The sequence below is a fragment of the Chitinophaga sedimenti genome, assembly GCF_023156195.1.
Taxonomy (GTDB): Bacteria; Bacteroidota; Bacteroidia; order Chitinophagales; family Chitinophagaceae; genus Chitinophaga; species Chitinophaga sedimenti.
The window spans coordinates 1237562-1263946 of sequence record NZ_JAKUKA010000001.1; the positions used below are offsets into that span (position 1 = coordinate 1237562).

The following is a 26385-nucleotide window of genomic DNA, read 5'->3' on the forward strand; positions in this document are numbered from 1 at the left end:
GCTATCTCCGTAAATACTAAGGGCGGCGCGTGTTGCGACGAGCGGATGTTGTTCGGGTAAAAAGGTTAAAGCCATTGGAACCGCCGAACAGCAGCTCGCCCTTGCGGGTTTGCAGGGCGGCGTTTTCGTTAAACTCCTTGCCTTGGAGGCCGTCGGCTTCATCATAATTTTTAAAACGCAGATGGTTATAGTCGAGGCGGCTGATCCCGTTCGTGGTGCTCATCCACAGGTGCTTCTCTCCATCTTCCAATATATTAAGTACCGTGTTTTCAGGCAGACCGTCTTCTTTTCGAAAGGTGCGGATGGATTGTGCGGCTGCGTCATAGCAGTTCAACCCTTCGCGGGTGCCGGCCCACAGCAGTCCGCGGCTGTCTTCGTACAGGCAGATCACGTTATTGTTGCTCAGGGTGCCCGATTTTACCGGTAAATCCGAAAATTCGCCTGTCTGCGGTGCAAAACGGGTGATGCCATTGCTCGTTCCCAATACCAGTTGCCCGCTTTTATCTTCCAGTATCGAAGCTATGTAATTGCTTTGGACGGTTGTGTGGCGGTAGGTCGAAAAGTTGTTTTTTTCAGGATGATATAAGGCCAGCCCGCCGCCGAGCGTCCCTATCCAAAGGCGTTGCTGCCTGTCCTCAAAAAGTTCCCAGACATTGTTATTGGGCAAACTCTGTGCATCGCCGTCCACATGTTTGTAGTGAACAAAACGCCCGTTCTCAAAGCGCTCCAGTCCACCGGTATACGTGCCTATCCAGAGCCGCTGCTGATGGTCGATCAGCAGGCTCACGATCACATTACTGCTGATGCTGGCCGCGTTACCCGGCTCATTCCGGTATTGCGTAAAGCTGCCGTTGCCTCGGTTAAAGTAAATAAGCCCGCCACCATTGGTGCCTATCCAGATATTGCCTTTCGCATCTTCCACGAACCGGTTTACATCGTCATAGGGCAGGCTGCGCGGGTTGTACGATTGGTTGCGGTACAGTGGAAATTGTTCGATGTACTCGTGGTAAGCATTCAATCCCTTTTTATAGGTGCCGAACCATACAATGCCGTTGTTGTCGCGATAAAGTGACGTGATGCTGTTCTGGCTTAAACTCTTTGGATTCGCGGGTTGATGCAGCAGGTAGGTGATGCGCTGCTGTTTTTTGTTCAGCAGGTTCAGGCCGCCATGGTCCGTGCCGATCCATATTTGCCCGTGATTATCCTGCGTTACACCACGTACAATGTCGTTGTTCAGGCGTAGCGGGCCTTCGTGTTGGGTGTAATGCACGATGCCGCCGGTGGAGGCATTCAGGTAATAAAGTCCGCGTGCTTCACTGGTGCAGTAAAGCCATATGTCGCCATCCGCATCTACCATTAACCCGTAGTTCTGATTTGGGAGGCGTTGGGCAAACGTATACTGCTGCATCACTTCGCCGGTGCGGCCATGCAGCTTTTCGAGGATGCCGTTATGGTGTACGATCCAGATGTGTTTTTGTGCATCTTCTGCAATGGCTGTAATAGTGTCTGTCGCGATACTCTTGATGGCGCCGTGCTTCAGGGTCATCGTTTTGCCGCTCTTCGGATCATGGCGATACAGGCCTGCGGTGGGATGTACAAACCAGTACTGGCCGGCAGACGACTTCAGAATGGTGGTGATGATGCCTGCCGGGATGCCCAGTTGTTGCAGGGCTTTGTCGTTGGTGCGTGTAAACTTTTCGGTGCGCGGATCATAAATGTTTTGTCCCGTGCCCGCCGATACCCACAGTAACCCGCCCGGCCCTTCCGCGATCCGGGTTACAATATCATCCGCCAGGGTAGTGGAATCACGCAGGTCGTGGCGGTACACTTTAAACTCGTATCCATCGTAGCGGTTCAGGCCAGACATGGTACTGATCCACATAAAGCCGCGACTGTCCTGCAAAATATTATTTACCTGGTTGTTGGAGAGGCCATCGGTAATATTTGCATGCGTAAAAGAAAAATGATCGCTTTGCGCAATGGCTGGCACACGCATCAACAGGAATAATATGGGCAGAATGTATTTCATGAACAAGTGGAATCTTTCTAAGATAAGGAAAGGGGTTAAAAAAGAAAAAGGTTGAAAGACTTCAACCTTTTATTGCTAAAATTCCACGTTATGACATTTGAGGGTCATAATTACTTAACGCTCTTTTATAGAAAATATCTAATAATTATTATCGTTCGTTTGATAATGCAAAAATAAGGCCTGGGTTAACGCGCTCCAAAAATATCTTTTACCGGGAACGATTGCGTAAAAAAATAATCGCTTTTTTTTCTTTAAAGAATATTTTAGGTCGATAAATTCCCGTGTATGAAATGCCTCCTCGTTATTTGTTTTTCCTTGCTGTTGAGTACCCTCAGGGCAGCCCCCGTACCAGATTTTGTCGTGGCTAAGGATGGTAGCGGCGACTTTACCACAGTGCAGGAGGCCATTAATGCCGTGCCAGACTTCAGAAAGAAGCCCACTATCATCTTTATTAAAAAAGGTATTTATAAAGAGAAACTCGTACTGGCGAACTGTAAAAATAACATCACTTTTATTGGAGAACAGGTAGATAGTACCATCATTACCTATGACGATTTTGCCTCGCGTAAAAACCGCTTTGGCGAAGAGGTAGGTACCAGCGGATCATCCGGCTTCTATATTTTCGGGAGTGATTTTACGGCGCAGAATATTACGTTCAGTAATACCGCGGGGCCGGTCGGACAGGCAGTGGCCGTGTTTGTGAGCGGCGATCATGCACGTTTTTATAACTGCCGGTTCACGGGCTTCCAGGATACCTTATATACTTACGGGCACAATAGTCGCCAGTATTATAAGAATTGTTACATCGAGGGCGCGGTGGATTTCATCTTCGGTTCTTCCACCGCCGTGTTCGAAAGCTGCACCATCTATTGCCGCCGGGGCGGTTATATTACCGCCGCTTCCACGCCGGATACCAGCCGTTACGGTTACGTATTCCTGCACTGCAACATTACCGGCGACGCGCCTGCGCATTCTTTTCATCTGGGCCGTCCCTGGCGCCCTTACGCCAAAACGGTATTTATAGGCTGCCAGCTGGGCGCCATTATAAAACCGGAGGGTTGGAATAACTGGGGACGTAAAGAAAATGAACAGACAGTATTTTATGGAGAGATGGGTAATACGGGGCCGGGTGCAACACTAAAGCAACGGGTGCCCTGGGCTAAGCAATTAAGTAACAGGGAAGATTATACGTTGGAAAAGATATTTGGTGACTGGGCTAAGATTGCCGTAAGTGGGATATAAAATAAGCGGGCTGCCTGAACGGGCAGCCCGCTTATTTTTTACATGTTCCTGAACAAGTTGATCGTTAACCCGAGCGTGAAGTTCGCATCCGGGTAATTGCGCAAACCGGAGGTCTGCGAAGTATACGCCAGCTGGAAATTCACCGTCTCTTTTACTTTAAAACCCGCACCCGCGGTGAAGTTTTTAGAGGTATGATATAACCCGAAAACATTCAGCGAATTATCGAGGAAGGTAAGGTTACCACCGAAATCTACAATGTTCTTATAGTGACGTACGCCACGGAAGGCAACTTTCGGCTCCAGGGTGGTGGCCGCATCGCCCATACCAAACCTGTAACTGGCTGCGGCATAAAAGGTGCTGCTGTTCGCGATCTCGCGGTTTTCTTCTTTCAGGTAACCGGCAACGTTTGGCAATGCTGCCTGTAACGTCCAGTGCTGATCGGTATATGCTATGCCAAAGTCTCCGTCGAAGTAGTTATCGCGACGGTTGAACAGGCCCATAGACGGATCGTTGGGATCGGCGTTGATGCTTTTTGTATCCAGGCGGTCGTACCGGAAACCGGCAGATAAACCGAAGTGCAGTTGCTGCTCGCCGGTTATGGATAATGGCAGGTGGTAAGCATAGGTGAGCGTAACGCGGGAGCGGGAGAGCAGTCCCGCTTTATCCAGCTGTACATTCACACCGGCACCTACACGGCGGCCTACATAGTAGTCGGCAGTGAAAGCCATTGTTACCGGTACACCAGGCGCATTCTCGTACTGGCGGCGGTAGGCGCCGTTCAGGTGCAGGCCGGAGTCAACACCGGCGAAGGCCGGGTTGCCCAGTACTGGTTCTGGAAGTACATGGAGGGCAAGGGGTCGACCTGTGTGCTGGTGTAACCAAGTTCCTGTGCGTTCACCTTACCGGCGAAAAGCGCGCAAACCGTACAGCCAACTATCATTAAACGTTTCATCATCTTCTATTTTGTATTCAGGTAATGTGATTATTTATCGCGAACAACAGTAATAAAGCCTTTTACTTTCGGCAAACCAGGACCGAAGTCCAGAATGTAATAGTAAGTGCCTTCTTCCACGGCGCGGCCGTTGAGGCGGGCATCCCACTCGTTACGGTAGCCTTTCTTCGTGTAGATCATACGGCCGGAGCGGTCGAATATTTTCAGTTCGTTCGCCGGGTAGCTGTCGATGTTTTTGATTACGAAGCGGTCGTTAATACCGTCGCCGTTCGGCGACATGAAGTTGGTTGCATCTACTTTGTAGTCCTCGGTAATGGTTACGTTGTATTCCGCGGTAGCAGAACACCCCGCGCCATTGTACGCCGTTACGCGATAAGTAGCGTTCTGTGAAGGACGAATGGCCAGGGTGGCGCTGTTCTGGCCGGAAACGATATCCAGGGCGTTATCCCACACATAGGATACGCCCCCTGCAGCCGTCAGTGTCATATCGATACCTTTGGAAACCGGGTTAGCGGCGCTCGCTGTGATGGTTGGTGCCGCGATAGTGGTAACCCCTACGTTGAAGCTGCGGCTAAAGGTGTTTACACCGCCGTTCGCCGTGCCACCATTGTCGGTCAGTGTTACGGTGATGGTGGCAGCACCCGTAGCTGCTGTTACAAAGCGGAGGTGTACGCCGCCCGCGTCGGCGGTCAGACTGCTGAACAGCGCCGCGTTGTTGGAGGTTACACTGTAAGTGAGCGTTTGCGCCGTTTCAGGACCAGGGGTTACACCGGTTAGTGCAATGGTGTAAGTGCTGCTGGTAGCACAGAGCGACTGGTCAGCGATCACGTTCAGGGTTGGCGCTTCGTTCACGTCACCGATGGTGATGGTGAATACTTTGTCGAAACTCAGCCCGTTATTAGCCGTGGCGCGTACGCGGATGCTGTAGCTGTTTTTCACTTCGTAATTGAATACTGCCGCGGCGTTCAGTTGCACGCCGGTAAGCGTAAACTGACCGTTGTCGGTATCGCCGGTACCTGCAGCCAGGCTGTAGGTGAACGTAGCACCCGGTTCGTCGCTTGCAGCGCTCAGTGAACCGATAAGAGCGCCAAGCGCATTGTTTTCGAAGATGGTAGCGTTACTTAATATAATGTTGCTCGGCGGTTCCGGAACATTCGTCACATTGATGGTGAACGTTTTTTCGAACCATAGGCCTGCATTCGTGGTGCTGCGTACCCGGATGGTAAAGCTGTTTTTCACCTCGTAGTTGAAGGAAGCGGCGGCTTTCAGTTCGTTGCCCGAAATCGTAAACTGGCTGTTGTCCGCATCGCCTGCACCTGTCACGAGTGAGTAGGTGAAGGTCGCGCCGGCATCCGGTGCGGTAGAGGTCAGGTTGCCGATGGTGATGCCAACTGCATTATTTTCCGGGGTGCTGTTCGCGCTCAGCTGGATGTCGGTAGGTGGTTCGTTTACATTCGTTACGTTAATGGTGAATGCTTTTTCGAACGACAGCCCGGTGTTGGTGGTACTGCGAACACGGATGGTGTAGCTGTTCTTCGTTTCGTAATCGAACGAGGCCGCTGCGCGCAGTACGTTGCCTGCAATTGTAAACTGGCTGTTGTCGGTATCGCCTGCGCCGCTTACCAATGTATAAGTAAAGGTGGCGCCTGCGTCCTGTGCAGTAGAACTGAGGGTACCGATATTGGCGTTGATGGCATTGTTTTCAGCAATGCTGTTCGCGCTCAGGGTAATATCTGTCGGTGGTTCATTTACGTTCGTCACATTAACAGTGAATGTTTTCTCGAAGATCAGGCCGGTATTGCTGGTGGTGCGAACGCGGATGCTGTAACTGTTCTTTGTTTCATAATCGAACGAAGCAGCTGCCTGCAATGTGTTGCCGGAGATGGCGAACTGGCTGTTGTCTGTATCACCTGTACCGCTTACTAACGTGTAAGTATAGGTAGCCAGCGGATCCGGCGAAGCACTGCCCAGGTTACCGATGTTGGCGCCAATGGCGTTGTTTTCGGCAATTGTATTTGCGCTGAGGGTGATATCGGTCGGCGTTTCATTTACATCAGTAATGTTGATGGTAAATGCTTTTTCGAACCAGAGCCCGGCGTTGGTGGTGCTGCGAACGCGGATGGTGTAGCTAGTCTTCGTTTCATAATCGAACGAAGTGGCTGCACGGAGTACGTTGCCTGCAATCGTAAACTGGCCGTTGTCGGTATCGCCTGCGCCGCTTACCAATGAATAAGTAAAGGTTGCGCCTGCGTCCTGTGCAGTGGAACTAAGGTTACCGATGTTGGCGTTGATGGCATTGTTTTCCGCAATGCTGTTCGCGCCAGGGTAATATCGGTCGGCGGTTCATTCACATTCGTCACATTAACGGTGAATGTTTTTTCGAACGTCAGACCGGTATTGCTGGTGGTGCGAACGCGGATGCTGTAGCTGTTCTTTGTTTCATAATCGAATGAAGCAGCAGCCTGTAATGTGTTACCGGAGATGGTAAACTGGCTGTTGTCCGTATCGCCTGTACCGTTTACCAGTGTGTAGGTGTAAGTAGCCCCGCCCTGTGCACTGGTAGTGCTTAGCGTGCCCACGCCTGCATTTACGGCATTGTTTTCCGCGATGCTGTTGGCGCTGAGCGTAATATCTGTCGGCGGTTCGTTTACATCTGTAATGTTAATGACGATGGTGGTGGCTACGCTGGTATTTACGCCATCGCTTACAGTAAGGGTGAGCGTAAAGCTGGTATTTGCTTCGTAATCGAGGTCGCCTGCATCATTTACGGTAATGGCGCCGGTGGCTGCGTTAATCGTAAAGGCGTTGCTGGCATTACCGTTCGGGTTGGCATTGGTGGTAATCGTCCAGTTTTGCAGCGTGCCGGATGAACCCGGATCGATGCCTGCCACGGTGCCTACCGCAGTGCCCGCGGCACTGTTTTCGGCAATCGAGAAGGTTTGTCCGGCTGTAATGATCGGTCGCACCGCATCTACCAGTACACCTGTCGTGGAAGGAACGGTGAGGGTGTTAGCCGCATTGTTGCCGGCAGCATCGCGGATGCTGGCGCCGCCAGTGAACGTAAGGGATGTGGCAACGGCAATACCGTCTCGATCCAGGTCGCCACCTGTAATGGTGTAACGGAAGTTCAGCGTATTGCCCGAGGTGCTGGTATACGCAGCGCTGCGCAGGTTGCTGCCGATCGTAATGCCCAGTACCGGGGTACCGGTTACGATTACCGGCTCGCTGTAGGTGATGCTGAAGTCAAGCGTTTCCGGGGCCGTGTATAATTTATCTGCCGGAACGGTAACGCTGTTAATGGAAGGCGCTACCGCATCTACCAGTACGCCTGTAAGAACGCCGGTATTGTTTAACACCAGTATAGCGTCATTGCCTGCTGCATCCCGGATAGTACCGCCCGCCAGCTGTATCGAGTTCAATCCAACGCCGTCGGCATCAAGGTGGCCATTGGCGACCGTGTATGTGAAGGTGATGCTATTGGCGGTTGTGCTGGTCACAGGCGCCTGTAAGGCGCTGCCACCCACTTGTACAGAGAGGTATGGTGAGCCAGCCACCGTGATGTTTTCGCTGAAGTTGGCGGTAAAGCTAAGTGTCTCACCGGCGATGTACGTATCATTCGCCGGAACCGCTACGGAAGTAATAGTTGGACGGATGCCGTCGATCACCGGGCCTTGTTTGCCCCCAGCGAGCCGGCAGCGCCAGGCGCAGGGAGGGTGAGATTGGCTGCCAGGGCCGATGCGGCAGTGATGCTACCACCGTTCAATCCCAGGGCTGTGGTAGATATATAATCCAGGTCGCTGTTGTTATCGCCTGCCTGCACGGTATAAGTAAAGTTGAGGGTATTGCCGCCCGATACGTTCACGAAGGTGGCGATCCTGTCGGTAGCGCCGGTTTCCAGCGTAAGCTGGGGAGCGCCAGTAACGATCACGTTCTGGTCGAACGTAACGCTTACAGCAATTATGTCTGCGGTTTTGTAAGTGCCATTGGCCGTAGCGGAAGTAACATTCGCCACTTTGGGCGCAGCCTGTTGTATGGTTACGTTGATTGTTGCAGACGCCTGTTTCGGATCGGACGCAAACTGATCATTTACGAGCAGCATTAAACTGCCAGCGCCATAGTAGTTGGCAGTGGGGGTATAAGTGAGCCCGTTTAAAGCATTGTTGATATTGGTGAGCGTACCGGTGAAAATCATCGAAGCATCACTGGTGCCGTCGCCAACGGAGAACGACAGGCCGGCGGTGGTGCTTAATGTTACGAGGGCCGGTGTGGCCGCAATTTCTACCCTCATCATGTCTGTTCCGGCATCCACGTCTGTAATAGCTACCTGGTTGCCGTTGCCCGTGTTGAACGTGAGCGATGTATTCATCGTCATGTGCTGCGTGGCAGGGGCCGAAATAACAGGTGCGTCATTTACCGGGGTTACGTTAAGGGTAACGCTGCCGGTGCCGGTTTTAGCGCCGCCGCCACCGGTGTTGCCGTTATCGTTGATGGAAATGCTCAACGTGCGGCTGGTTACGTCGTTCGCGGCCGTTGTATAAGTTACATTGGAGGCTGCAATAAAGGCGTTGATGTTGGCAATGGTACCTGCGAGTGTCCTGGCCGATGCGCTGCCGCCTACGGTAACGCCTCCTCCTGAGGTAGCCTGCAGGGTGCCCGCCGGTACGCTTAATGTTACTGTAACACTCCCGGTACCTGCATCCTCATCTGCAAAGCTGAAACCGGTGATGGCGGTGGCTACGTCTTCGGTAACACTCAGCGGTGATGTTACGCTTACCGTCGGCGCATCGTTTGTGGCCGTTACCGTCACCGTTACGGAGCGCGCAAACGTTTTATTGCCTCCCGCGCCCGTGTGGCCGGCATCGTCTGTATAGAGTTCGATAGTTTCGGCTACACCCGTCGTATTGGTATACTTCACCGCCGTAGCCGCGCTGGCCATAAAAGTGCGAATGTCCGAGTAAGCGCCGGTCAGCGTGAGAACGCTGGTATTATTACCGCTTACAGTAACGCTCCCCCGCAGTAGCGGTAAATATGCCCTGGGTAGCCGTGAAACGCAGGGTTACGTTGGAAGCCCCTTCTTCCGGATCGGTGGCAGATACGCCTGTTAATGTATAGGCCGCATCTTCTGTTACTGCGATGGGACCATAAGGATCGATCGTTGGAGCGTCGTTACCCGCATTCACCTTGATGATGAAGCTGGCTGACTGGTCAACCGGGTTACCTGTACTGATGTAGAACACCCACATGGTGCGATCTATCACAGTCGGTTCCTGGCTGGTATTAGTATAAGTTATGGCGCGAAGCAGTGCGGAAATGCTGGCCGGGGTAGCTGCCGCATTCAGGCTGAAATCCATATATCCCCCGGAGTTGCTGAAGGAGGCAAACGCTGTTCCGCCGTAATAAACGGTGTTGCCGGAAACGCCGATCTGGCCCGGGCCGCTTCCCTGGTTGGTAATATCCAGCACATCCTGGCTGGCATTATAACCACCCATCATTTGCACCAGGAAGTGACGGTTAGATGTGTTGGGGTCCGAAGTAGCAAAACTCCCGGTGGGCGCTATGTTAACGGTCAGGTTGGCCGATGTTTGCGGCTCGTTGTAAGTCACCTGGTTCAGACCAGTAAATTGCGCAACGGCTGCCGATGACCACAATATTGCTATCGTCGCCAAAGCCGCCATCATCCAATTCTTTTTTCTTTTCAGTAAAGTGGAAAAGTAAAACTCCTGCATTGTATGTCTGTTAGTATGTGTCAGTTTGATAAAAACACGCCGCCCGTGGCCCTCTCATGGAAGCCCGGATACGGTATAGGGGTTTTGCTAAGAATGTGGTTAAAATCGAGAAGAGAATGGGGTATCTACTTCAGGATGAGCTGCATTACATGATCGTTACCACTATGTAACAGGGCGCAAGTTAGTTAAATATTTTATATATATGATATTTTATTTGCGGAGACGTGCTTCCTCCAGGTCTAAGTTGCTTTCGTGCCTGCGTAATAGTTCGTCGTCGTAGTCGTGCTCATGCCTCAGGCGGTTCAGTTCTGCACGGCGCACATCGATCAGCTCTACCAGTATTTTCCGGTATCTGCGGGCTACCGATTTGTCCATCCGCTCTGTATTGTTCTCTATGATACCGCTATATCGTTTCCTTAATTCCTGCAACGCCGGGGATCTTTCCAGTTCCTCGCTATGGTTGTTTTCCAGGTAGTTTAGCGATACTTGCGCCATCTGCAGGTTAATGGACGATTCCTGCTCGCTCTCTTTCATCACCGCATCACCCGCTTCTATATTTAATAACCGGATGATCAACGGCAGGCTAAGTCCCTGGAAGACCAGCGTAACCAATATCACCACAAAAGTGATAAAGAGAATGATGTTCCGCTCCGGGAACGCCACACCCGGACTTACCGCCAGCGGAATCGACAGGGCAGAGGCCAGCGATACTACACCCCGCATGCCCGACCAGGCCACGATGAACACAGATTTAGCGGAAGGCATCGGTTCTTTCGTCCGTATTTTATGGCTCATCATCCTGGGTAAAAAGGTAGCCGGGTACACCCATATGATGCGGATCACGATAATCAGCAGGCTTACCAGCAGTCCGTAATAAATGGCTTCGGTAAGGGAGTAATCTTCCAAACCCTCAACGATGCTCGGTAATTGTAATCCTATCAATATAAATACAAGGCCGTTCAGTAAGAAACAACGGTAGACCATACATTGGCCGACTGTATCCGGGAGCGGTAACTCAAAAAGCTGTGCGACCGGAAGGAGAGGAACAATCCTCCGCTCACGACCGCCAGTACGCCGGAGAAATGGAACTCCTCCGCCAGCAGGTACATCAGGTACGGCGCCATTAAGGTAAGCGCCGTATCGATCTGCGGGGTGGTCGGTAAGTATTTATGTAACAGGTAAAGGATCTCACCTACGATGAGTCCCACCGCAATACCCGCCAGCGATACGATAAAGAAATCGCCCACGGCCTTACCTAAGATAAACTGTCCGGACGTTACCGCCGCCAGCGCAAACCGGAATACGATCAGGAAGAGGCGTCGTTCACCGTGCTTTCGCCTTCCAGTATCGTGGTTACTCTTTTGGGGATACTGAGGCCTTTCAGCACTGAGGTCGCGGCTACTGCATCGGGGGAGAGATGATACCGCCCAGCAAAAAGCCCAGCGCCAGGGTGAATCCCGGGATCAGCGCATGGGATACGTAGGCCACAATGGTGGAGGTGAAAATCACCAGGCCAAAAGCCAGCAGTGAAATCGGACGTTTCCATTTCCAGAATTCCTTCCAGGAAGTATACCAGGCCGCCTCATATAATAAGGGAGGCAGGAAGATGGTGAAAATTAGGTCGGGGTCGATGTCTACGTGCGGAGTGCCGGGGATAAGACTGATCAACAGTCCCGCCAGCACCAGGAAAATGGGGTAAGACACGCGCAGTTTCTGCCCCAGCATAACCAGGAGCGAAACCACGAACAACATCGAAATAATCAACAAAAGATGCTCGTGCAGCATAAATGAAAGGCGTAATTTTTATTCTGCCGCCAACGGGCGGTATGGGCGCAAAATAAGGCTTTTTACCGGGAACGATTGCGTAAATAATCAATCGTTTTGTGGCATATTTCATCGAAAATCTGTTTATCATTGTTGCAGTCTGATACAATAAAGAGGGCGTTTTTGTCAATCAATTTTTACAGCTGTTACCTTGATGTCGCGAACGTAGCATGAGTTCATGAAACATTCCGCAGGAAACAATTCGCACAAATTTGGCCACGTATGAAAAAGGCAGTCAGCCTCCTTCCAGTTTTCCTGTTCCGTGTGTTGTACACTATGTCGGGAGGGATCGATCAATCACCACTAACTTTGGATCATACTGCGCACTGCAGGCAAAAGGGCGGTCCTGTTGGCGATCCGCACCGGACTTATTAGATATGAAAAAACTTGCGTTGTTTCTAGGATTGTATTTGTTACCGGCCGTGCTCTCCGCGCAGCCGGTTGCTTTCCCCGGTGCGGAAGGTTTCGGCCGTTATGCAACCGGTGGCCGCGGAGGCGATGTGTATACCGTTACTTCCCTGGCTGATCATGGACCCGGCAGTTTGCGCGAGGCGCTGGATAAACAGGGGTGCGTACCATTGTGTTCGCAGTATCGGGTACGATTGCCCTGGAATCTCCGCTGCATGTGGTTAGTGGCGATGTAACCGTGGCGGGACAGTCGGCCCCCGGCGATGGTATTTGTTTGCGGAATTACCCGGTGGATATTGTGGCAGACAATGTGATCATCCGTTACCTGCGGTTCCGCATGGGTGATGAAGCGAAGCAGGAGGGCGACGCCCTGGGCGGGCGCTATCATCGCAACATCATCATCGATCATTGTTCGGTGAGCTGGTCTACCGACGAATGTGCATCCTTTTATCGTAACCACGATTTTACTATGCAATGGTGCCTCGTCTCGGAAAGCCTGAACCACTCGGTACACGTGAAAGGAGATCATGGTTACGGCGGCATCTGGGGCGGAGCGCGTGCTTCGTTCCATCATAACCTGCTTGCCGCTCATAAAAGCCGGTTGCCGCGGTTTTCGGGTTCCGCATCTACTCAAAACCCCGACGATGAACTGGTAGATTTCCGCAACAACGTGATTTTTAATTGGGTGATCAACAGCAGTTATGGCGGCGAACGAGGCCGGTATAACGTGGTAAATAATTATTACCGTCCCGGTCCGGCCACACAAAAGCGGCGTATAACAACGATCGTGAACCCCTCTGTACCGTATGGGCAGTTTTATGTGGCCGGCAACATCATGCATGATAATGCAGCCGTTACGCGCAATAACTGGGATGGCGGCGTGGATTGTGAACAGCCGGATTCGGCGCGGGCAGCGCAGCCGTTTACTGTGGTGGCAATACCCGAAGAAAGCGCCAAAGAGGCCTATCTGCGTGTACTGTCTGCCGCCGGCGCCAGTTTACATCGCGACGCAGCGGATGCGCGCGTTGTTGAAAGTGTACGCAGCGGTAAAACATCGGCGGGACAAAACGGGATCATTAATTCACAGCAGGACGTGGGAGGATGGCCTTTGCTCAGGAGCGGTATTCCTTTACCCGACAGCGATGGCGACGGTTTGCCGGATGCCTGGGAACGTAAGCAGGGACTGGATCCAAACGATAAAAAAGATGGCAAAGCGACCAGGCCCGGCACACATTACACCCACCTGGAAGTATACCTGAACGGGCTGGTGAAGTAACCGGTGAATAGTATCGTTTTGATGGCTATTGACAAAGGGAAATAAAGAAACTGAAATATGCAAGTAAAGATGAAAGCGCTGCTGACCGGCTGCGCACTTACGTTGTCGGTAGCAGGAATAGCGCAACAGCCGGCGGTTTCAAGGTGTGGGCACCGGACAATGGCGATGGAACGTTTAAGAACCCGGTGATCAATGCCGACTATTCGGATCCGGATGCCGTGCGGGTGGGCAGCGACTTCTACCTGGTATCTTCCAGTTTCAACATGGCGCCGGGTTTGCCGATCCTGCACAGTAAAGACCTCGTGAACTGGACCCTCATCGGGCATGCGCTGCCGCGGCAGATACCCTTTGATCACTTCTCGAAAGTGCAGCATGGCAACGGCGTTTGGGCGCCCGCTATCCGCTATCATAAGCAGGAATTTTATATCTATTATCCCGATCCGGATTTCGGGATTTATATGACGAAAGCGGCGTCGATCAAAGGCCCATGGTCCGATCCTGTGCTGGTTGCCGGTGGCAGTGGTCTCATTGATCCCTGTCCGTTCTGGGACGAGGATGGAAAGGCCTACCTGGCCCACGCTTACGCCGGCAGCCGCGCGGGTATTAAAAGCATCGTGGTGTTGAAACGCATGAACATTGAAGGGACTAAGGTGCTGGACGCCGGCACCATCGTATTCGACGGGCACGACCAGGATCCGACACTCGAAGGGCCGAAGATGTATAAACGTAACGGTTATTACTACATCCCGGCGCCCGCTGGCGGTGTGGCCACCGGCTGGCAGCTGGCTTTACGTTCGAAAAATATTTACGGTCCGTATGAGCGTAAAGTAGTAATGGACCAGGGAAGCAGCAGGGTGAACGGTCCGCACCAGGGCGCCTGGGTGAATACGGCGGGTGGCGAAGACTGGTTTCTGCACTTCCGGGACAAGGGCGCCTATGGCCGTGTGGTACACCTTCAACCGATGAAATGGCGCAACGACTGGCCAGTGATCGGTGAAGATGCAGACGGCGATGGGAAAGGCACACCGGTATCTATCTATAAAAAACCAACTACCGGCCCCGCACAGCCCAGGGTGAACCCGGTGGAGTCGGATGAATTCGATACTGTACAACCCGGGCTGCAATGGCAGTGGCAGGCCAACCCGATGGCCTATTGGGCGCATACGAATGTGAGTGCCGGCACCATGCGACTGTTCGCCGTTCGTGTGCCGGATAGCACCCACAATTACTGGGATGTGCCGAACCTGTTACTGCAAAAATTTCCCGCCGATGAATTCACTGCTACCACAAAGCTCACTTTTAAACCGCGCCTGCAGGGCGACAGGGCAGGATTGATCGTGATGGGTATGGATTACGCGCAGCTTTCCCTGGTGTACCGGGACAGTATCATCTACCTGGAGCAGGGCGTTTGTAAACAAGCCGATAAAGGCAAAAAGGAAGCGCTTACATCATTGGGAACGGCTACCGGGAAGGACGCCTGGCTGCGGGTAAAAGTAATGCCCGGTGCAAAATGCAAATTCAGCTATAGCTATAACGGAAATGATTATACGGATATTCCCGGTGAGTTCACCGCCCGCGAAGGCCGGTGGGTAGGAGCGAAGGTGGGTTTATTCGCGACGGGTGTACAGCAATCGAACGATGCCGGTTGGGCGGATGTAGACTGGTTCCGGATTGAATAAAGATGTCGATGGCCGGGATATGAGTATCCCGGCCATGTAATTAAACCTACAACTGTCGCTCTTATGTAACTTCTTTTTGTTATTGACTTGATGATACAAAGTTGCTTTTTATTCGTGGCCGGTGCAAGGTCGATATAAAGGATAGATTTGTACAAACCCTTGCTGTGACTAGGTATGCCAGATCAGCTCCGTAATATCGGGCGCATGTCGTTTATGCACTTCGTACGTGAAATGCGTGGCCAGTGCAACCGGTATGCCCACCATTAACATATTGATCAATAAAGTAAGCATGCCCATTAACGGATCGGGAGCCTGTACCGTTGCATGACTAAGGGGAATAACCGCGCCGTACATCACGAGCCAGGTGATGACGCCGTACAGGAGGCCGGAGCGAAAGGGGTGCCGGCGCACGAAACGAAACAAGCTGTAAGCCGTTAAATACACGGCCGCTACCACGAGCGAAAACATACAATGGAGGAAAAGGCCGGCCACTACGCTACGGGCGCCCTCTGTAAATGCGTTGGCGCCACAGATGCCCGAAGCGACAAACTGTAATACCTCCATCGGCGTACGTTCCCGGGCCAGCCACGACACCAGCACCATCCCGGTAAGCTGAAGGACGCAGGCCGCCACGCCGGCGAGAAGAATCGCCTTAATGAACGTGGGGGAGCGGCGGACAATCAGCCGATTGCCCGGGTATACCAATAGATTTGCCATAAACTAAGATTTAACTAATCCATCGCCACCTGCATGGCGGCCTGTTTTTTGAAATCGGAGAAACTGACACCAGACACGTTTTTGAAGAACCGTGAGAAGTGGGTGATGTCATTAAACCCAAGCTGGTAGGCAATTTCCTTCATGCTCGTTTCCACATACGCGGCCTGCCTTTTAGCTTCGAGGATAATGCGCTGCTGGATGTGATAACTCGCCGGGAAGCCCGATACTTTCTTTACGATTTCGTTGAGGTAATTGGGGGTAACCGCGAGGGCCTGCGCATAGTCCGTTACCATCTTACGCGTGGTGTAATGCTGTTCCAGCAGGTTCAGGAATTTCTTCGTAAGTTCCTGGTTGCGGGTGTGCGCTACACCGGACGTGCTATTGTCCGACTCACGGCTCAGGTAAATCAGAAAGATCTTTACCAGCCCGCGCAGGATCTCGCCGCGCAGCAGGTAGTAGTTGTCAAATTCCCTTTTCATTTTTAACATCAGTTCCTCCATCTCGAGGCTCAGGTCTTTGTCGAGCTGAATAGCGGCCGAATGCGAAAACGTGTAAAACAGGCCGGTTTTAAACAGCAGGTCAAAGTTGTTTTCATGCAGGCTGAGAAACTCGTTGGTGAAGGAGAGTACGTAACCTTCAGTGCCTTCTTCCGCTTTCAGCAGATGAATTTGTCCGGGGTAAGACAGTAAACAGAGTGGTCGCCGAGGTCGTAGCGGGCCAGGTCGATGAGATGCACGCCGGAAGCTTTTTCAGCCAAACGATCATGAAAAAATTGTTACGCCGGGGCGTATCCAGCTGGTGTTGCCAACGGTGCTGCTGCATCCATTCGAGACTGTGGATCTCGAACGGCAGGTTGCTTTCCGCTTCCAGCTGTTGCATGGGGGCCACCGTTTTCAGGTACGGTGAAGTTTTTCCCGGTAAGGTAGAAAGTCGCGTCATAATCACAGATTTTGGGTGTTCGCAATAACCCGGCGACGATATACAGTGTTAACCGGGTACGACTGTATACAGACGATTAATGTGCCGCGTTTCGGAGTTAATAAGGGAAGGAGCTATTTGGCTGGTAATCTTTTAGTTATGGTTGTATTTTATTTCACGTTGATGATATTGGGCTCTGATTATTTTGGAGATGGTCCTGGAAACTCCGAAATAATTGGAGGTTACTGCACATCCTCTTTCCTGATTCCCAGCTTAAATATGCGGGACTCGAGCGTTGTGGGTTTCAGGTTCATCAATTCCGCAGCGCCGCCATTGCCACGGATGCGGCCATTGGTTTTTTTCAGGATGGATAAAATATATGCTTTCTCTGTTTCGCGCTGCGCCGTTTTTACATCTTCCAGTGTTTGCGGTGTGGCCACTAAAGGTGCGGGCGCCGTTCCGCTGCCCAATGGTCTGCGCAGGTTAAGCGGTTGATCGCCGCTGTGCAGGATCACACTTTGTTCCATCACGTTTTCCAGTTCGCGGATATTGCCGGGCCAGTGCCAGGTTTCCAGTTCGCGCATCATTTTATCGGAGATGTTGACGGCTGGCTTGCTGAAGCGCAAGGCGAACTTTTCGGCGAAATGTTCGGCCAGCGGGCGAATATCCTCTCTGCGTTCGCGCAGGGGCGGCAATACGATCGGGAACACGTTCAGGCGATAGTACAAATCAAGCCGGAACCGCCCTTCGGCGACTTCCTTTTCTAGATTGCGGTTGGTGGCGGCAATGAACCGTACATTGATTTTTACAGTGCTCTTTCCGCCTATTCTTTCAATTTCTTTTTCCTGTAATACCCGCAACAGTTTTACCTGCAGTTCCATAGGCATTTCGCCGATTTCATCCAGGAAGATGGTGCCGCCTTCGGCCTGTTCGAACTTGCCGATGCGGCGTTCTGTTGCGCCGGTAAACGAACCTTTCTCATGCCCGAACAATTCTGATTCGATCAGGTTGGCAGGCAGCGCGGCACAATTCACTTTTACCAATGGATGCTTTTTGCGGGACGACATATCATGGATCGACTGTGCGATGCGCTCCTTGCCCGTACCGCTTTCGCCGAGCACCAGCACGGAGGTGTCCACAGGTGCCACCTGGTTAACGAGGTCGAGAACGCCGAGCAGTAAATGACTATTGCCTACGATGTTGCTGAACTGTCGGGGCTCCGGCACAACTGCTTTATTTGCTGGTGGGGTGGACGCCTGGTTATACACCACTGCCTGTATCACCCGCGTAAGCATGGGCGTCAGGCGGATGCCCAGCGACAACTGCTCCTGCTGGTAAGCATCTGCACGCCGGCTGTAAAAAGATAAAGAGAAGATATGTCCGTCCGGCATGAGCAACGGCATCACCAGGTTACTTACGAGCTGAAAGCTGCGTGCATACAGCTTTTTCATGGCGTTTTGCTCGCAGAGGTCCGCAAAAGCGGTATCGCTGTAGCTGGCCTGAATCGTTTCGACCGGCGAGCGTTGTTGCAGCGCAGCCAGGTCGGCTGGCCGTGTACGCGTGATGGTACTCAGTTCCGGCATGCCAATTAACTGATATTGATCGAACCCTATGCGCAGGAAACATTGGCCGCTGTAGGGCAGGGCATTCCTGTCAAGGTTACCGGTACTGAGAAAATCGAAGGGGAGGTGCGCCTGCAACGTTTGTGCGATCTTCAGCAATTGTTCCTGCTGATCGCCGCCGGTGGCGGTAATGTCCGCCAGTTGTTGTTCCAGTTGTGATTCACGGCGCAGGGATGCCTCCAGGCTGTTTTCGTGACGGTAACGGGCAATATCCAGCGTTACCAGCACGTCTTTTCCACGGAAAGGTTTTACCAGGAACCCGTACGGCTGTGTGGCGCGGGCCGCCTCCAGTACCTGCTGGTTGGAGTTGGCGGAGAGATATACAAAAGCAATGTTGGCGGCGGATAAATAACGGGCGAGATCGATGCCGGTTTCTTTTCCTTTCAGATAGATATCCAGTAACACAATATCAGGCCGTTCCCGCTCAAGCAATTCCCTGGCCTGTTTTACAGAATCCGCAACGCCTGTCACCAGGTAGCCGGCAGATTCGAGGATCAGGCGGAGATCATTGGCCACAATAAACTCGTCTTCTACTATTAATATCTTCTTATTCATTCGTGTCCTTTTTACCCGGAAAAGCACCGTGTCATGCGTCTTTTTCAAAAACAGCGCCGCGTACGTAAAATCAGCTTAAACGATTTCGTAACAACGTTCAGGTTGGTGCATGATGGTGGTAGCGTACAGCAGGTTTTTCCCAAAAGAAAGGCGGTCCGGGGTGAAAATCTAGTCACTCAACATCACGGCAGACCAACGCGCTAAAGGTATAAAATATCCTGAAAAGGGACAAAGGCTGCTGGAATGCAGCCTGCTGAATGCGCCACAAAAACAGGAAGTGGCGGCGCAAAAATAACCCGCCGGTGAGGGCGGGTCAAGTTATGGATGATGGTAATGTTTGTATAAATGGCGCCCTATTCTGAGCGCAAACTCTTCACCGGTGAGGCTGCCGCGGCTTTCATCGCCTGTGCGCCTACCGTTAGCACTGCCACCAGTAGGGTGAGCAGTCCGGATACCAGGAAGGTCCAGCCGTTAATGGATACCCGGTAGGCAAATCCGCTTAGCCAGCTATGCATCACCCACCACGAAAGCGGCCAGGCGATCAATACAGCGATGGCTACTAATTTGATGAAGTCGCGGGAGAGTAAAAGTGTAACGCCGGTCACCGAAGCGCCCAGCGTTTTCCGGATGCCCACCTCTTTTACCCGCAGTCTTGACGCATATACGACGAGGCCGAACAACCCGAGGCAGGACACCAGTATCGCAAACCCGGAGAAGACGCGGAACAACTGCATCATGCGGTTTTCGGAGGCATAGAGTGTTTCGAGTTTATCATCGATGAAATTATAGGTGAATACGCTGGCAGGCGCGATTGTTTTAACCTGTTGCTCCAGGAAGGCAAGCGTTTCCGGCAGTTTGCCGGCCTGCGAGCGTACCAGTAAATAGTTGGCGTTCAATGGCCGGTATTCCACGATCAGCGGGTCTATTGGCGCATGCAAAGAGGCAAAGTTGAAATCCTTGACTACGCCCACGATTACGCCGGTATCGCCGTCCAGCCGCACCCGCGTGCCGATGGGGTTTTGAAGTCCAAGTTTTTTTACGGCGGTTTCGTTTAGCCAGAAGCTGTACGGACTCACGGCAGGCCACTGCGGACGGAAGTTTTCGCCTGCGGCGAGTTGCAGTTTCATCGTGGGCAACAATTGTTCATCGGCCCAGATGGCGCGGATGGTTTCTTCTTCTTTATCCCTTCCTAATACCTTCACGCTCTGCATGCTGAACCGCTCGCCGGGCAGGGTAGAGGTGATGGAATAGGAAATGACGTCCTTGTTCTGTGCCAGCGCATCCCGAAGGCCGTCGAAATGTTTCCAGGTTTCGTCGTACATCGTGATGGCCACCAGCTGTTCCTGGTCGAAGCCGAGATCTTTATCATGAAACAGTTTTAACTGCCGGTACATCACCACCGTACTGAAAATGAGGAACACCGCGATCGTAAACTGGAATACGATCAGGCTTTTGCGCACGGTGCCCGCAACGCGTGTATTCGCACCTTTGAGTGCGTTCACCGGGCGATACCCGCTGATGATCCATGCCGGGTAAAGCCCAGCCAGTAGGCCAACAGCTGTAGTAAGTCCCAGCAGTATCCATAAGTTTTTTAAATTCACAAGTTCTTCGATATGCAGTTGCCGGCCGGTAACCTGGTTAAACAGCGGCAGCGCCGCATACACCATTGCAATGGCCAGTCCCGCGGCTATCAACGTGATGCAGAACGATTCGCCCAGGAATTGCTGCGCCAGTTGCGGGCGAAGTGCGCCGATCACTTTGCGCAGGCCTATTTCTTTCGTGCGGCCGTTTGCCTGTACGGTGAAAATATTGATAAAGTTTACTGCGGCGATCAGCAGAATAAACAGCGCTGCGATGGAAAAGATGTATACGTAACGGATATCGCTGTTGGCCTCCATTTCCTTTTCCAGTTTGGAATGCAGGTGAATGTCGCGCACGGGTTGCAGGTGCAGGCGGCGATGGGCGCTGATTTCAGCAGGCGTTTCCCCCAGGCCGGCGTAAAACTCCCGGTTAAAAGCAGGCAGACCGTCCTTTACAGCCTGGCAGGCGCGTTGATCGGGCAGCAGTATATAGGTGTACAGCGCGTTCCAGGTATGGTTGTCGCGCATCTCCGGTGGTAAATTATTTAGGAAGGTGGAAAGGGAGATCAGGTAATTGAATGTGGCGTGCGACGGCACTTCCGGCGTGGCGATAACGCCGGTAACGCGCAGGGGCTGCTGGTTCACTTCTTCGCGGAGTACTTTGTTCAGTACGTCGGTGGTGCCGAAATACTTAATTGCGAGTTGATCGGTGAGTACAATGCTGCCGGGTTCCTCCAAGGCAGTAGCGGCATCGCCGCTCAGAAAATGCAGGTTGAATACGGCCGGTACGTTTGCGTCGGCGAACAGGCCGTTGCGCTCTTCGTGCCGCTGCGATACGCCGTTGGCATCGGTGTAACTCAGTACCTGCAAGGGCCGGGATTTATAAAAGCGCACCATCCCCTGTATCTGCGGGAACCGCCGGGTCATTTCCGCGCCAATACCCGGAGCAGTGGCGGCCCAGTGCCGGCCGTCCTCCATGCTTTCCATGGTTACGCGGTACAGGTTGGGGGCTGATGGGTAGCCCGTATCGTACCGCAGTTCGTTTTTTACATGTAGTATCATCAGCAGGGAACAGGCAATACCAAGAGCCAGCCCGAATATGTTGATGAAGCTGAAACCTTTGTGTTTCCAAAGGTTGCGGAGCGCTATTTTTATGTAATTCCTGAGCATGTTGTAGCGTAGGCGAATGAAGTGCCAAAATAGGGACCCCTTGATAAAATTGTCCCTACAAATTATGCTTTATGATGATTTGTTCGCTTTCGGGCGGTTAGGTGTTCGGTTGTGGATTCGCAAAGGGCTTATCGTGCACTCTTCGTGCACTCCCCGTGCACTGTGCGTGCACTCCCCGTGCACTACGCGTGCACTCTCCCTCTAGAAGTTTTGCACTCAAACGACAGATTACGTCAATAGACGACACTTTGCGACAATGCTGTATGCACCTTTTTACCACGCTTTACGCCTTTTTGAGAAAATAACATCCCCGGGGAAATTTCCTCCATCCTCATCAATTTTTCGGTGTGACGAGGCAGTATCTTTGTTTGGTGAGATGGAAAACTGCCGCTGAAGTGAGCGACCAACGGCGGCTCGATAGCAGATCAAAAGCTGGTGCAAAAGTTACTTCTTACTCCCGGACGCATTCACAATAAGGCTGGTAGTCAGTATCCGCCGCTCGAAATCACGCACCGGGCGTTTGCTTTCGATGAGTTGCAGCAACAGGTCCGTAGCCACTTCGCCCATTTCAAAGGCCGGCTGGCGTACCACGGTAAGCGGTGGGTTCATCAGTTCAATGAGATCGGAATTGGAGAAACCTACCAGCGCAATATCTTTCGGGATGGAGAGATTACGGCCATGTAATACGCGCAGGCAGCCGGTGGTGAGCTTATCGCCCGTAGTGAATGGCATCCGGCCGTGGGCGCAGCTTCAGGAGTTGGGTAACGGCCTGTTCGACTTCGGACAATACCATGCCGCCATTCGGACAATATTTGATGAGTGATTTGGAAGGTTTAATGTGTTTATGCGCCAGTGCTTCCACATAGCCTGCGATGCGCTCGCGGCTGATTGACAAATTCTCCGATCCGGTAATGCAGGCGATGTTCCGGTAACCGTTCTGCAACAAGTGCATGGTCGCATCGTACGCGCCGCGGAAGTTTTCGATCACTACTTTGTGCGTCTGGATATCTTCCACGATACGATCGAAAAACACGATGGGAAAACCCCGGTCATGCAGCGCCCGCAGGTGTTCCAGGTCTTTGGTGGCAGCCGAAACAGAGATAAGCAGCCCATCGACCGACCGTGACGCCAGGTAGTTCAGCGTTTGTACTTCTTTTTCGAAGGATTCGTGACTCTGGGAGATAATTACATTGTAGCCGCGTTCTTTCGCCACCGATTCAATACCGTTGATGGCCTGCGAAAAGAAGCTGTTGGCGATTTCTGTCACGATGACACCAATAGAGCGGCTCCTTTTTTCTTTCAGGCTGAGGGCAATCGGGTTCGGCCGGTAATTGATCTGGGCAGCATATTTCAGCACCTGTTTTTGGTTTCCTCGCTTATTTCGTGGCTGTCGCGCAAGGCACGTGATACCGTGGAGGTAGAAAGTCCGAGGGCTTTAGCGATATCTTTAATAGTAGCAGCTTCAAATTTCATAACGTCCAAATGCAGATGTGGCTAATATAAACATTATTCCTCGCATCCCCTACAGCATTGCCATCGTTGCCGGGAACGATTGCGTAAATAAACCCGCTGGAATGCAGCGATTTTAAGCAATATATCACTAGACTTGCTTCAGTAATTCCACTTGATGAGAACATATTGCAAAGGCCACTAGCGCAGTTTTAACCCCACTAGCAGAGCATGTATCGGTAATCATTTAGTCAACTTATTCACGTTAGACGTTATGAAAAAGATTTACCTGTTTTTTTACTGCTGCTCGTAACCGTCCATTGGGCGCAGGCACAAACACGCACCCTGAAAGGAAAGGTCACCGACGCTGGTACCGGCGCAGGACTTCCCTTCGTAAGTGTACAATTGAAAGGCACCAATACGGGTGTAAAAACGGATGAAAATGGCGATTTCACGCTAACAGTACCAGCTGGAAAAGCCGAATTGCAATTCACTTACCTCGGATATATTGCTGTATCGCGGGTGGCGGATGGCAATTCAAACGTTGTAGTAAAAATGGAGAAAGACGATAAAAAGCTGGAAGAGGTAGTCATCATTGGCTACGGACAGGTACGCAAACGCGATCTGACCGGCTCCGTCGTTTCTGTGAAAGGAGAGGAGCTGCGCAAAATTCCTTCCACAAACGTGATGGAAACCATCCAGGGAAAGTACCCGGAGTAGACATCACCAAAGCCAGCGGTGCATCCGGCGCAAAGGTAAACGTGACCGTGCGCGGTAACCGTTCGATCAATGCGCGCAACTCGCCGCTTTACATCGTTGACGGTATGCAGTATGGCAATATCGAAGACATTAATCCGAATGATATACAGTCGATGGAAGTGCTGAAAGATGCCTCTTCCACCGCTATTTACGGTTCGCGCGGAGCGAACGGCGTGATCATCATCACCACCAAACGCGGCGCCACTGGTAAAGCGCAGGTCTCGTTCAACGCGTATGGTGGTATGTCAGAAGTAGCGGGGTATCCGCAGGTGAATACCGGGCCACAGTACGTGGCACTGAAACGCGAGGCCAATCGTACCACCGGTCGCTGGAACAGTGTGGCCGACGATGCGGCAATCTTTAATCCGATGGAGCTGGCGGCGATCCGTGATGATAAATGGACGTACTATGCAGACGAATTGCTGCACAAAGGGTCACAGCAGGATTACCAGCTGGGCGTTTCTGCAGGTTCCGAAAAAACGAAAGTTTATCTCTCGCTGGACTATTTCAAAGAAAAAGGACTTTTCAAGTTGGATAATCTGCAGCGCTACACCGCCCGCATGAACGTAGACCAGCAGGTCGGTGATATGTTGAAGGTGGGCATGCAAAGCCAGGTAACCTACTACGATCAGAACGTGCGCCGCGATCCGCTGAACCAGGCAAATAAAATTATTCCGCTGGGCTTGCCGTTTGACAGTACCGGCAAGTTCATCGCGTTCCCGAATGCAGGTCCGCACATTAATCCGCTGGCAGACGAACAACCGAACGCGTACGTGAACAATGTACGTATGACCCGCACGTTGGTGAACGTGTACGCGGAATTGCAGCCGATCAAAGATTTAACACTAAGGACGAACGTGGGCATATCGCTCGATAACACACGCGTGGGCATCTACGCTTCCCGCACCACGATCGACCGTGCCACCTTCTCAACTTCACGTTCGCAGTACAACACCAGCGAAAACCGCTTCCTGAACTGGGAAAACATTGTAACGTATAAAAAGGAACTCGGTGATCATAGTTTTGCTGTAACAGGCATCAGCAGCCTGCTCGGCTACCAGACCGACAGCAGCAACGCGCAGGGCGAGGGACAATTGCTGCCCAGCCAGTTATATCATGCACTGCAGAACAATGTAAGTGGCATCGCGATCCGCAGTGCTTACCAGGAATGGAACCTGGTTTCTTTTACAGGCAGGATCAATTATGCTTATAAAGGCCGGTATCTCTTAACGTTGACAGGTCGCTCCGATGGCTCGTCGAAGCTGTCGGATGGCAACAAGTGGGCATTCTTTCCCTCTGCTGCCGCGGCGTGGCGCATCAGTGATGAGAAATTCATGAAGAAACAACGCGTGTTCAGCGACCTGAAATTGCGCATGAGTTATGGTGTGGCGGGCAATGATGCCGTGGCGCCGTACAGTACACAGAGCCTGTTGTACCGTATTCCTTTTTCTTATGATGATAATACGGCTGCACCGGCGTACAGTATCAGCGACCAGATTGGCAACAAACTGCTGAAGTGGGAATTGTCCGGCACCACGGATGTGGGCGTGGATATGGGTTTCCTTGACAACCGCATTGCCGTCAACTTTGATTATTACGATACGCATACCTCGGATTTGTTGCTGTTACGCACGTTGCCTACTTCGACCGGCGTTGGTAAAACATTACAGAACATCGGTAAAACCCGCAACAGGGGCGTTGAACTAGGTATCAATACTGTAAACTTTAAGTCGCCGGATTTCAGCTGGACGACCAATATTTCGTTCACACGGAACAAAGAAGAAATAGTATCGCTGGCGGATGGCAACACGAATGACATTGCCAGCGGCCTGTTCATCGGATATCCTGTGAACGTATATTACGATTATGATAAGATAGGTGTGTGGCAGTCGAAAGATGTGGATCAGGCGACGAAGTACAAAGCTAAAGTGGGCGATATCCGCGTGCGCGATATTAATACCGATACGGTCATCAACTCGCTGGATAGGGTAGTAGTGGGGGCGCAGGTTCCGCGCTGGTCGGGCGGTTTGAATAATGACATCCGCTGGAAAAGTTTTGATCTGAACGTGTACATCTTCGCCCGTATTGGTCAATGGATCAATTCGGAGTATGCCGCCAAGTATGATCCGCAGGGTCTGGAGAATAGTGCGAACGTGGACTACTGGACGCCGGAGAACCCGACGAACGCTTATCCACGACCCAATTCCAGCGTGTCTGCTTCCGGAACGCCTTTTATATCAACCCTTGGCTACCGCGATGGATCTTTTGTGAAGATCCGGAATGTGTCGCTGGGGTATTCGCTGCCCTTAGATGCAGCGAGGAAAATCAGGATGAGTGCTTTGCGCATTTATGTAACAGGTAAAAATCTGGCCACCTTCAGTAAAGTGAAGGATTATGACCCCGAACGCGGCGGACAGCTTAGTTTCCCGCTGACGAGAATGTATGTGGCCGGCTTAAACGTAACCTTTTAATTCCTGAA

At 52.0% G+C, this 26385-nt stretch carries 24 protein-coding genes; 6 read left to right on the forward strand and 18 right to left on the reverse strand.

Going from position 1 to position 26385, the window contains the following annotated elements; translation table 11 throughout:
- Positions 1–16: 16 nt before the first annotated feature.
- A complete protein-coding gene (locus tag MKQ70_RS07060) occupies positions 17–2029 on the reverse strand; it encodes a two-component regulator propeller domain-containing protein (protein WP_248069515.1) in 2013 nt (670 codons plus the stop codon).
- A gap of 360 nt (positions 2030–2389) precedes the next feature.
- Here MKQ70_RS07060 and MKQ70_RS07065 point away from each other — a divergent pair, with 360 nt between their 5' ends.
- On the forward strand, positions 2390–3271 hold the full coding sequence (locus MKQ70_RS07065; protein ID WP_248069517.1) for a pectinesterase family protein: 882 nt from the start codon (positions 2390–2392) through the stop codon (positions 3269–3271).
- A 38-nt stretch (positions 3272–3309) separates the two neighbouring features.
- On the opposite strand, the gene MKQ70_RS07070 is transcribed toward MKQ70_RS07065, so the two are convergent.
- The 9 genes from MKQ70_RS07070 to MKQ70_RS41050 all read right to left on the reverse strand — a co-directional run bounded on the left by MKQ70_RS07070 (position 3310) and on the right by MKQ70_RS41050 (position 11734).
- Complete coding sequence (locus MKQ70_RS07070) at positions 3310–4095, reverse strand: PorP/SprF family type IX secretion system membrane protein (RefSeq protein ID WP_308199426.1); 786 nt, start codon at positions 4093–4095, stop codon at positions 3310–3312.
- Positions 4050–4226 (reverse strand): hypothetical protein, encoded by a 177-nt coding sequence (locus tag MKQ70_RS07075; protein WP_248069519.1) that lies wholly within the window; start codon positions 4224–4226, stop codon positions 4050–4052. The genes MKQ70_RS07070 and MKQ70_RS07075 overlap by 46 nt, the downstream gene beginning before the upstream one ends.
- A 27-nt stretch (positions 4227–4253) precedes the next feature.
- Complete coding sequence (locus MKQ70_RS07080; protein ID WP_248069521.1) at positions 4254–6449, reverse strand: T9SS type B sorting domain-containing protein; 2196 nt, start codon at positions 6447–6449, stop codon at positions 4254–4256.
- Entirely contained in the window at positions 6443–7888 is a 1446-nt protein-coding gene (locus MKQ70_RS07085; RefSeq protein ID WP_248069523.1) for a cadherin domain-containing protein, read from the reverse strand. The genes MKQ70_RS07080 and MKQ70_RS07085 overlap by 7 nt, the downstream gene beginning before the upstream one ends.
- Positions 7885–9159, reverse strand: a complete 1275-nt coding sequence (locus MKQ70_RS07090; RefSeq protein ID WP_248069525.1) for a hypothetical protein — start codon at positions 9157–9159, stop codon at positions 7885–7887. The genes MKQ70_RS07085 and MKQ70_RS07090 overlap by 4 nt, the downstream gene beginning before the upstream one ends.
- 52 nt (positions 9160–9211) lie before the next feature.
- Positions 9212–9901 (reverse strand): hypothetical protein, encoded by a 690-nt coding sequence (locus MKQ70_RS07095; RefSeq protein ID WP_248069526.1) that lies wholly within the window; start codon positions 9899–9901, stop codon positions 9212–9214.
- A 258-nt stretch (positions 9902–10159) separates the two neighbouring features.
- On the reverse strand, positions 10160–10933 hold the full coding sequence (locus tag MKQ70_RS41040; protein ID WP_308198959.1) for a cation:proton antiporter domain-containing protein: 774 nt from the start codon (positions 10931–10933) through the stop codon (positions 10160–10162).
- Positions 10909–11259: a cation:proton antiporter domain-containing protein gene (locus MKQ70_RS41045; protein ID WP_308199427.1), complete on the reverse strand. Its 351-nt coding sequence runs from the start codon at positions 11257–11259 to the stop codon at positions 10909–10911. Before MKQ70_RS41045 ends, MKQ70_RS41040 begins: the two co-directional genes overlap by 25 nt.
- 88 nt (positions 11260–11347) lie before the next feature.
- The gene (locus tag MKQ70_RS41050; protein WP_308198960.1) at positions 11348–11734 is read right to left on the reverse strand and encodes a cation:proton antiporter domain-containing protein; all 387 of its coding nucleotides are present in this window, start codon (positions 11732–11734) and stop codon (positions 11348–11350) included.
- A gap of 416 nt (positions 11735–12150) precedes the next feature.
- Here MKQ70_RS41050 and MKQ70_RS07105 point away from each other — a divergent pair, with 416 nt between their 5' ends.
- The 3 genes from MKQ70_RS07105 to MKQ70_RS07115 all read left to right on the forward strand — a co-directional run bounded on the left by MKQ70_RS07105 (position 12151) and on the right by MKQ70_RS07115 (position 15136).
- On the forward strand, positions 12151–12417 hold the full coding sequence (locus MKQ70_RS07105; protein ID WP_248069528.1) for a hypothetical protein: 267 nt from the start codon (positions 12151–12153) through the stop codon (positions 12415–12417).
- On the forward strand, positions 12342–13457 hold the full coding sequence (locus MKQ70_RS41055; protein ID WP_248069530.1) for a pectate lyase: 1116 nt from the start codon (positions 12342–12344) through the stop codon (positions 13455–13457). Before MKQ70_RS07105 ends, MKQ70_RS41055 begins: the two co-directional genes overlap by 76 nt.
- A gap of 143 nt (positions 13458–13600) precedes the next feature.
- Positions 13601–15136, forward strand: coding sequence for a glycoside hydrolase family 43 protein (locus tag MKQ70_RS07115; protein WP_248069532.1), 1536 nt, complete (start codon positions 13601–13603; stop codon positions 15134–15136).
- A gap of 168 nt (positions 15137–15304) precedes the next feature.
- On the opposite strand, the gene MKQ70_RS07120 is transcribed toward MKQ70_RS07115, so the two are convergent.
- The 8 genes from MKQ70_RS07120 to MKQ70_RS07155 all read right to left on the reverse strand — a co-directional run bounded on the left by MKQ70_RS07120 (position 15305) and on the right by MKQ70_RS07155 (position 23171).
- Positions 15305–15853, reverse strand: a complete 549-nt coding sequence (locus MKQ70_RS07120; RefSeq protein WP_248069534.1) for a hypothetical protein — start codon at positions 15851–15853, stop codon at positions 15305–15307.
- Positions 15854–15867: 14 nt separating this feature from the next.
- Entirely contained in the window at positions 15868–16332 is a 465-nt protein-coding gene (locus MKQ70_RS07125; protein ID WP_248069535.1) for a helix-turn-helix domain-containing protein, read from the reverse strand.
- A 157-nt stretch (positions 16333–16489) separates the two neighbouring features.
- Positions 16490–16792, reverse strand: a complete 303-nt coding sequence (locus MKQ70_RS07130) for a hypothetical protein (RefSeq protein WP_248069537.1) — start codon at positions 16790–16792, stop codon at positions 16490–16492.
- A 221-nt stretch (positions 16793–17013) separates the two neighbouring features.
- Complete coding sequence (locus MKQ70_RS07135; RefSeq protein ID WP_248069539.1) at positions 17014–18948, reverse strand: sigma 54-interacting transcriptional regulator; 1935 nt, start codon at positions 18946–18948, stop codon at positions 17014–17016.
- Positions 18949–19301: 353 nt separating this feature from the next.
- Positions 19302–21698 (reverse strand): ABC transporter permease, encoded by a 2397-nt coding sequence (locus tag MKQ70_RS07140; protein WP_248069541.1) that lies wholly within the window; start codon positions 21696–21698, stop codon positions 19302–19304.
- Between the two features lie 444 nt (positions 21699–22142).
- On the reverse strand, positions 22143–22430 hold the full coding sequence (locus MKQ70_RS07145; protein WP_248069542.1) for a substrate-binding domain-containing protein: 288 nt from the start codon (positions 22428–22430) through the stop codon (positions 22143–22145).
- The gene (locus MKQ70_RS07150; RefSeq protein ID WP_248069544.1) at positions 22408–23055 is read right to left on the reverse strand and encodes a LacI family DNA-binding transcriptional regulator; all 648 of its coding nucleotides are present in this window, start codon (positions 23053–23055) and stop codon (positions 22408–22410) included. The genes MKQ70_RS07145 and MKQ70_RS07150 overlap by 23 nt, the downstream gene beginning before the upstream one ends.
- Complete coding sequence (locus MKQ70_RS07155) at positions 23049–23171, reverse strand: LacI family DNA-binding transcriptional regulator (protein ID WP_248069546.1); 123 nt, start codon at positions 23169–23171, stop codon at positions 23049–23051. Before MKQ70_RS07155 ends, MKQ70_RS07150 begins: the two co-directional genes overlap by 7 nt.
- 321 nt (positions 23172–23492) lie before the next feature.
- Between MKQ70_RS07155 and MKQ70_RS07160 the strand changes: the two genes are divergently transcribed.
- Positions 23493–23867 carry a carboxypeptidase-like regulatory domain-containing protein gene (locus MKQ70_RS07160; protein WP_248081124.1) on the forward strand — a complete coding sequence of 125 codons (375 nt, stop codon included), beginning with the start codon at positions 23493–23495 and terminating at the stop codon, positions 23865–23867.
- Positions 23868–23908: 41 nt separating this feature from the next.
- On the forward strand, positions 23909–26377 hold the full coding sequence (locus MKQ70_RS07165) for a SusC/RagA family TonB-linked outer membrane protein (protein WP_248069548.1): 2469 nt from the start codon (positions 23909–23911) through the stop codon (positions 26375–26377).
- Positions 26378–26385 lie beyond the last annotated feature (8 nt).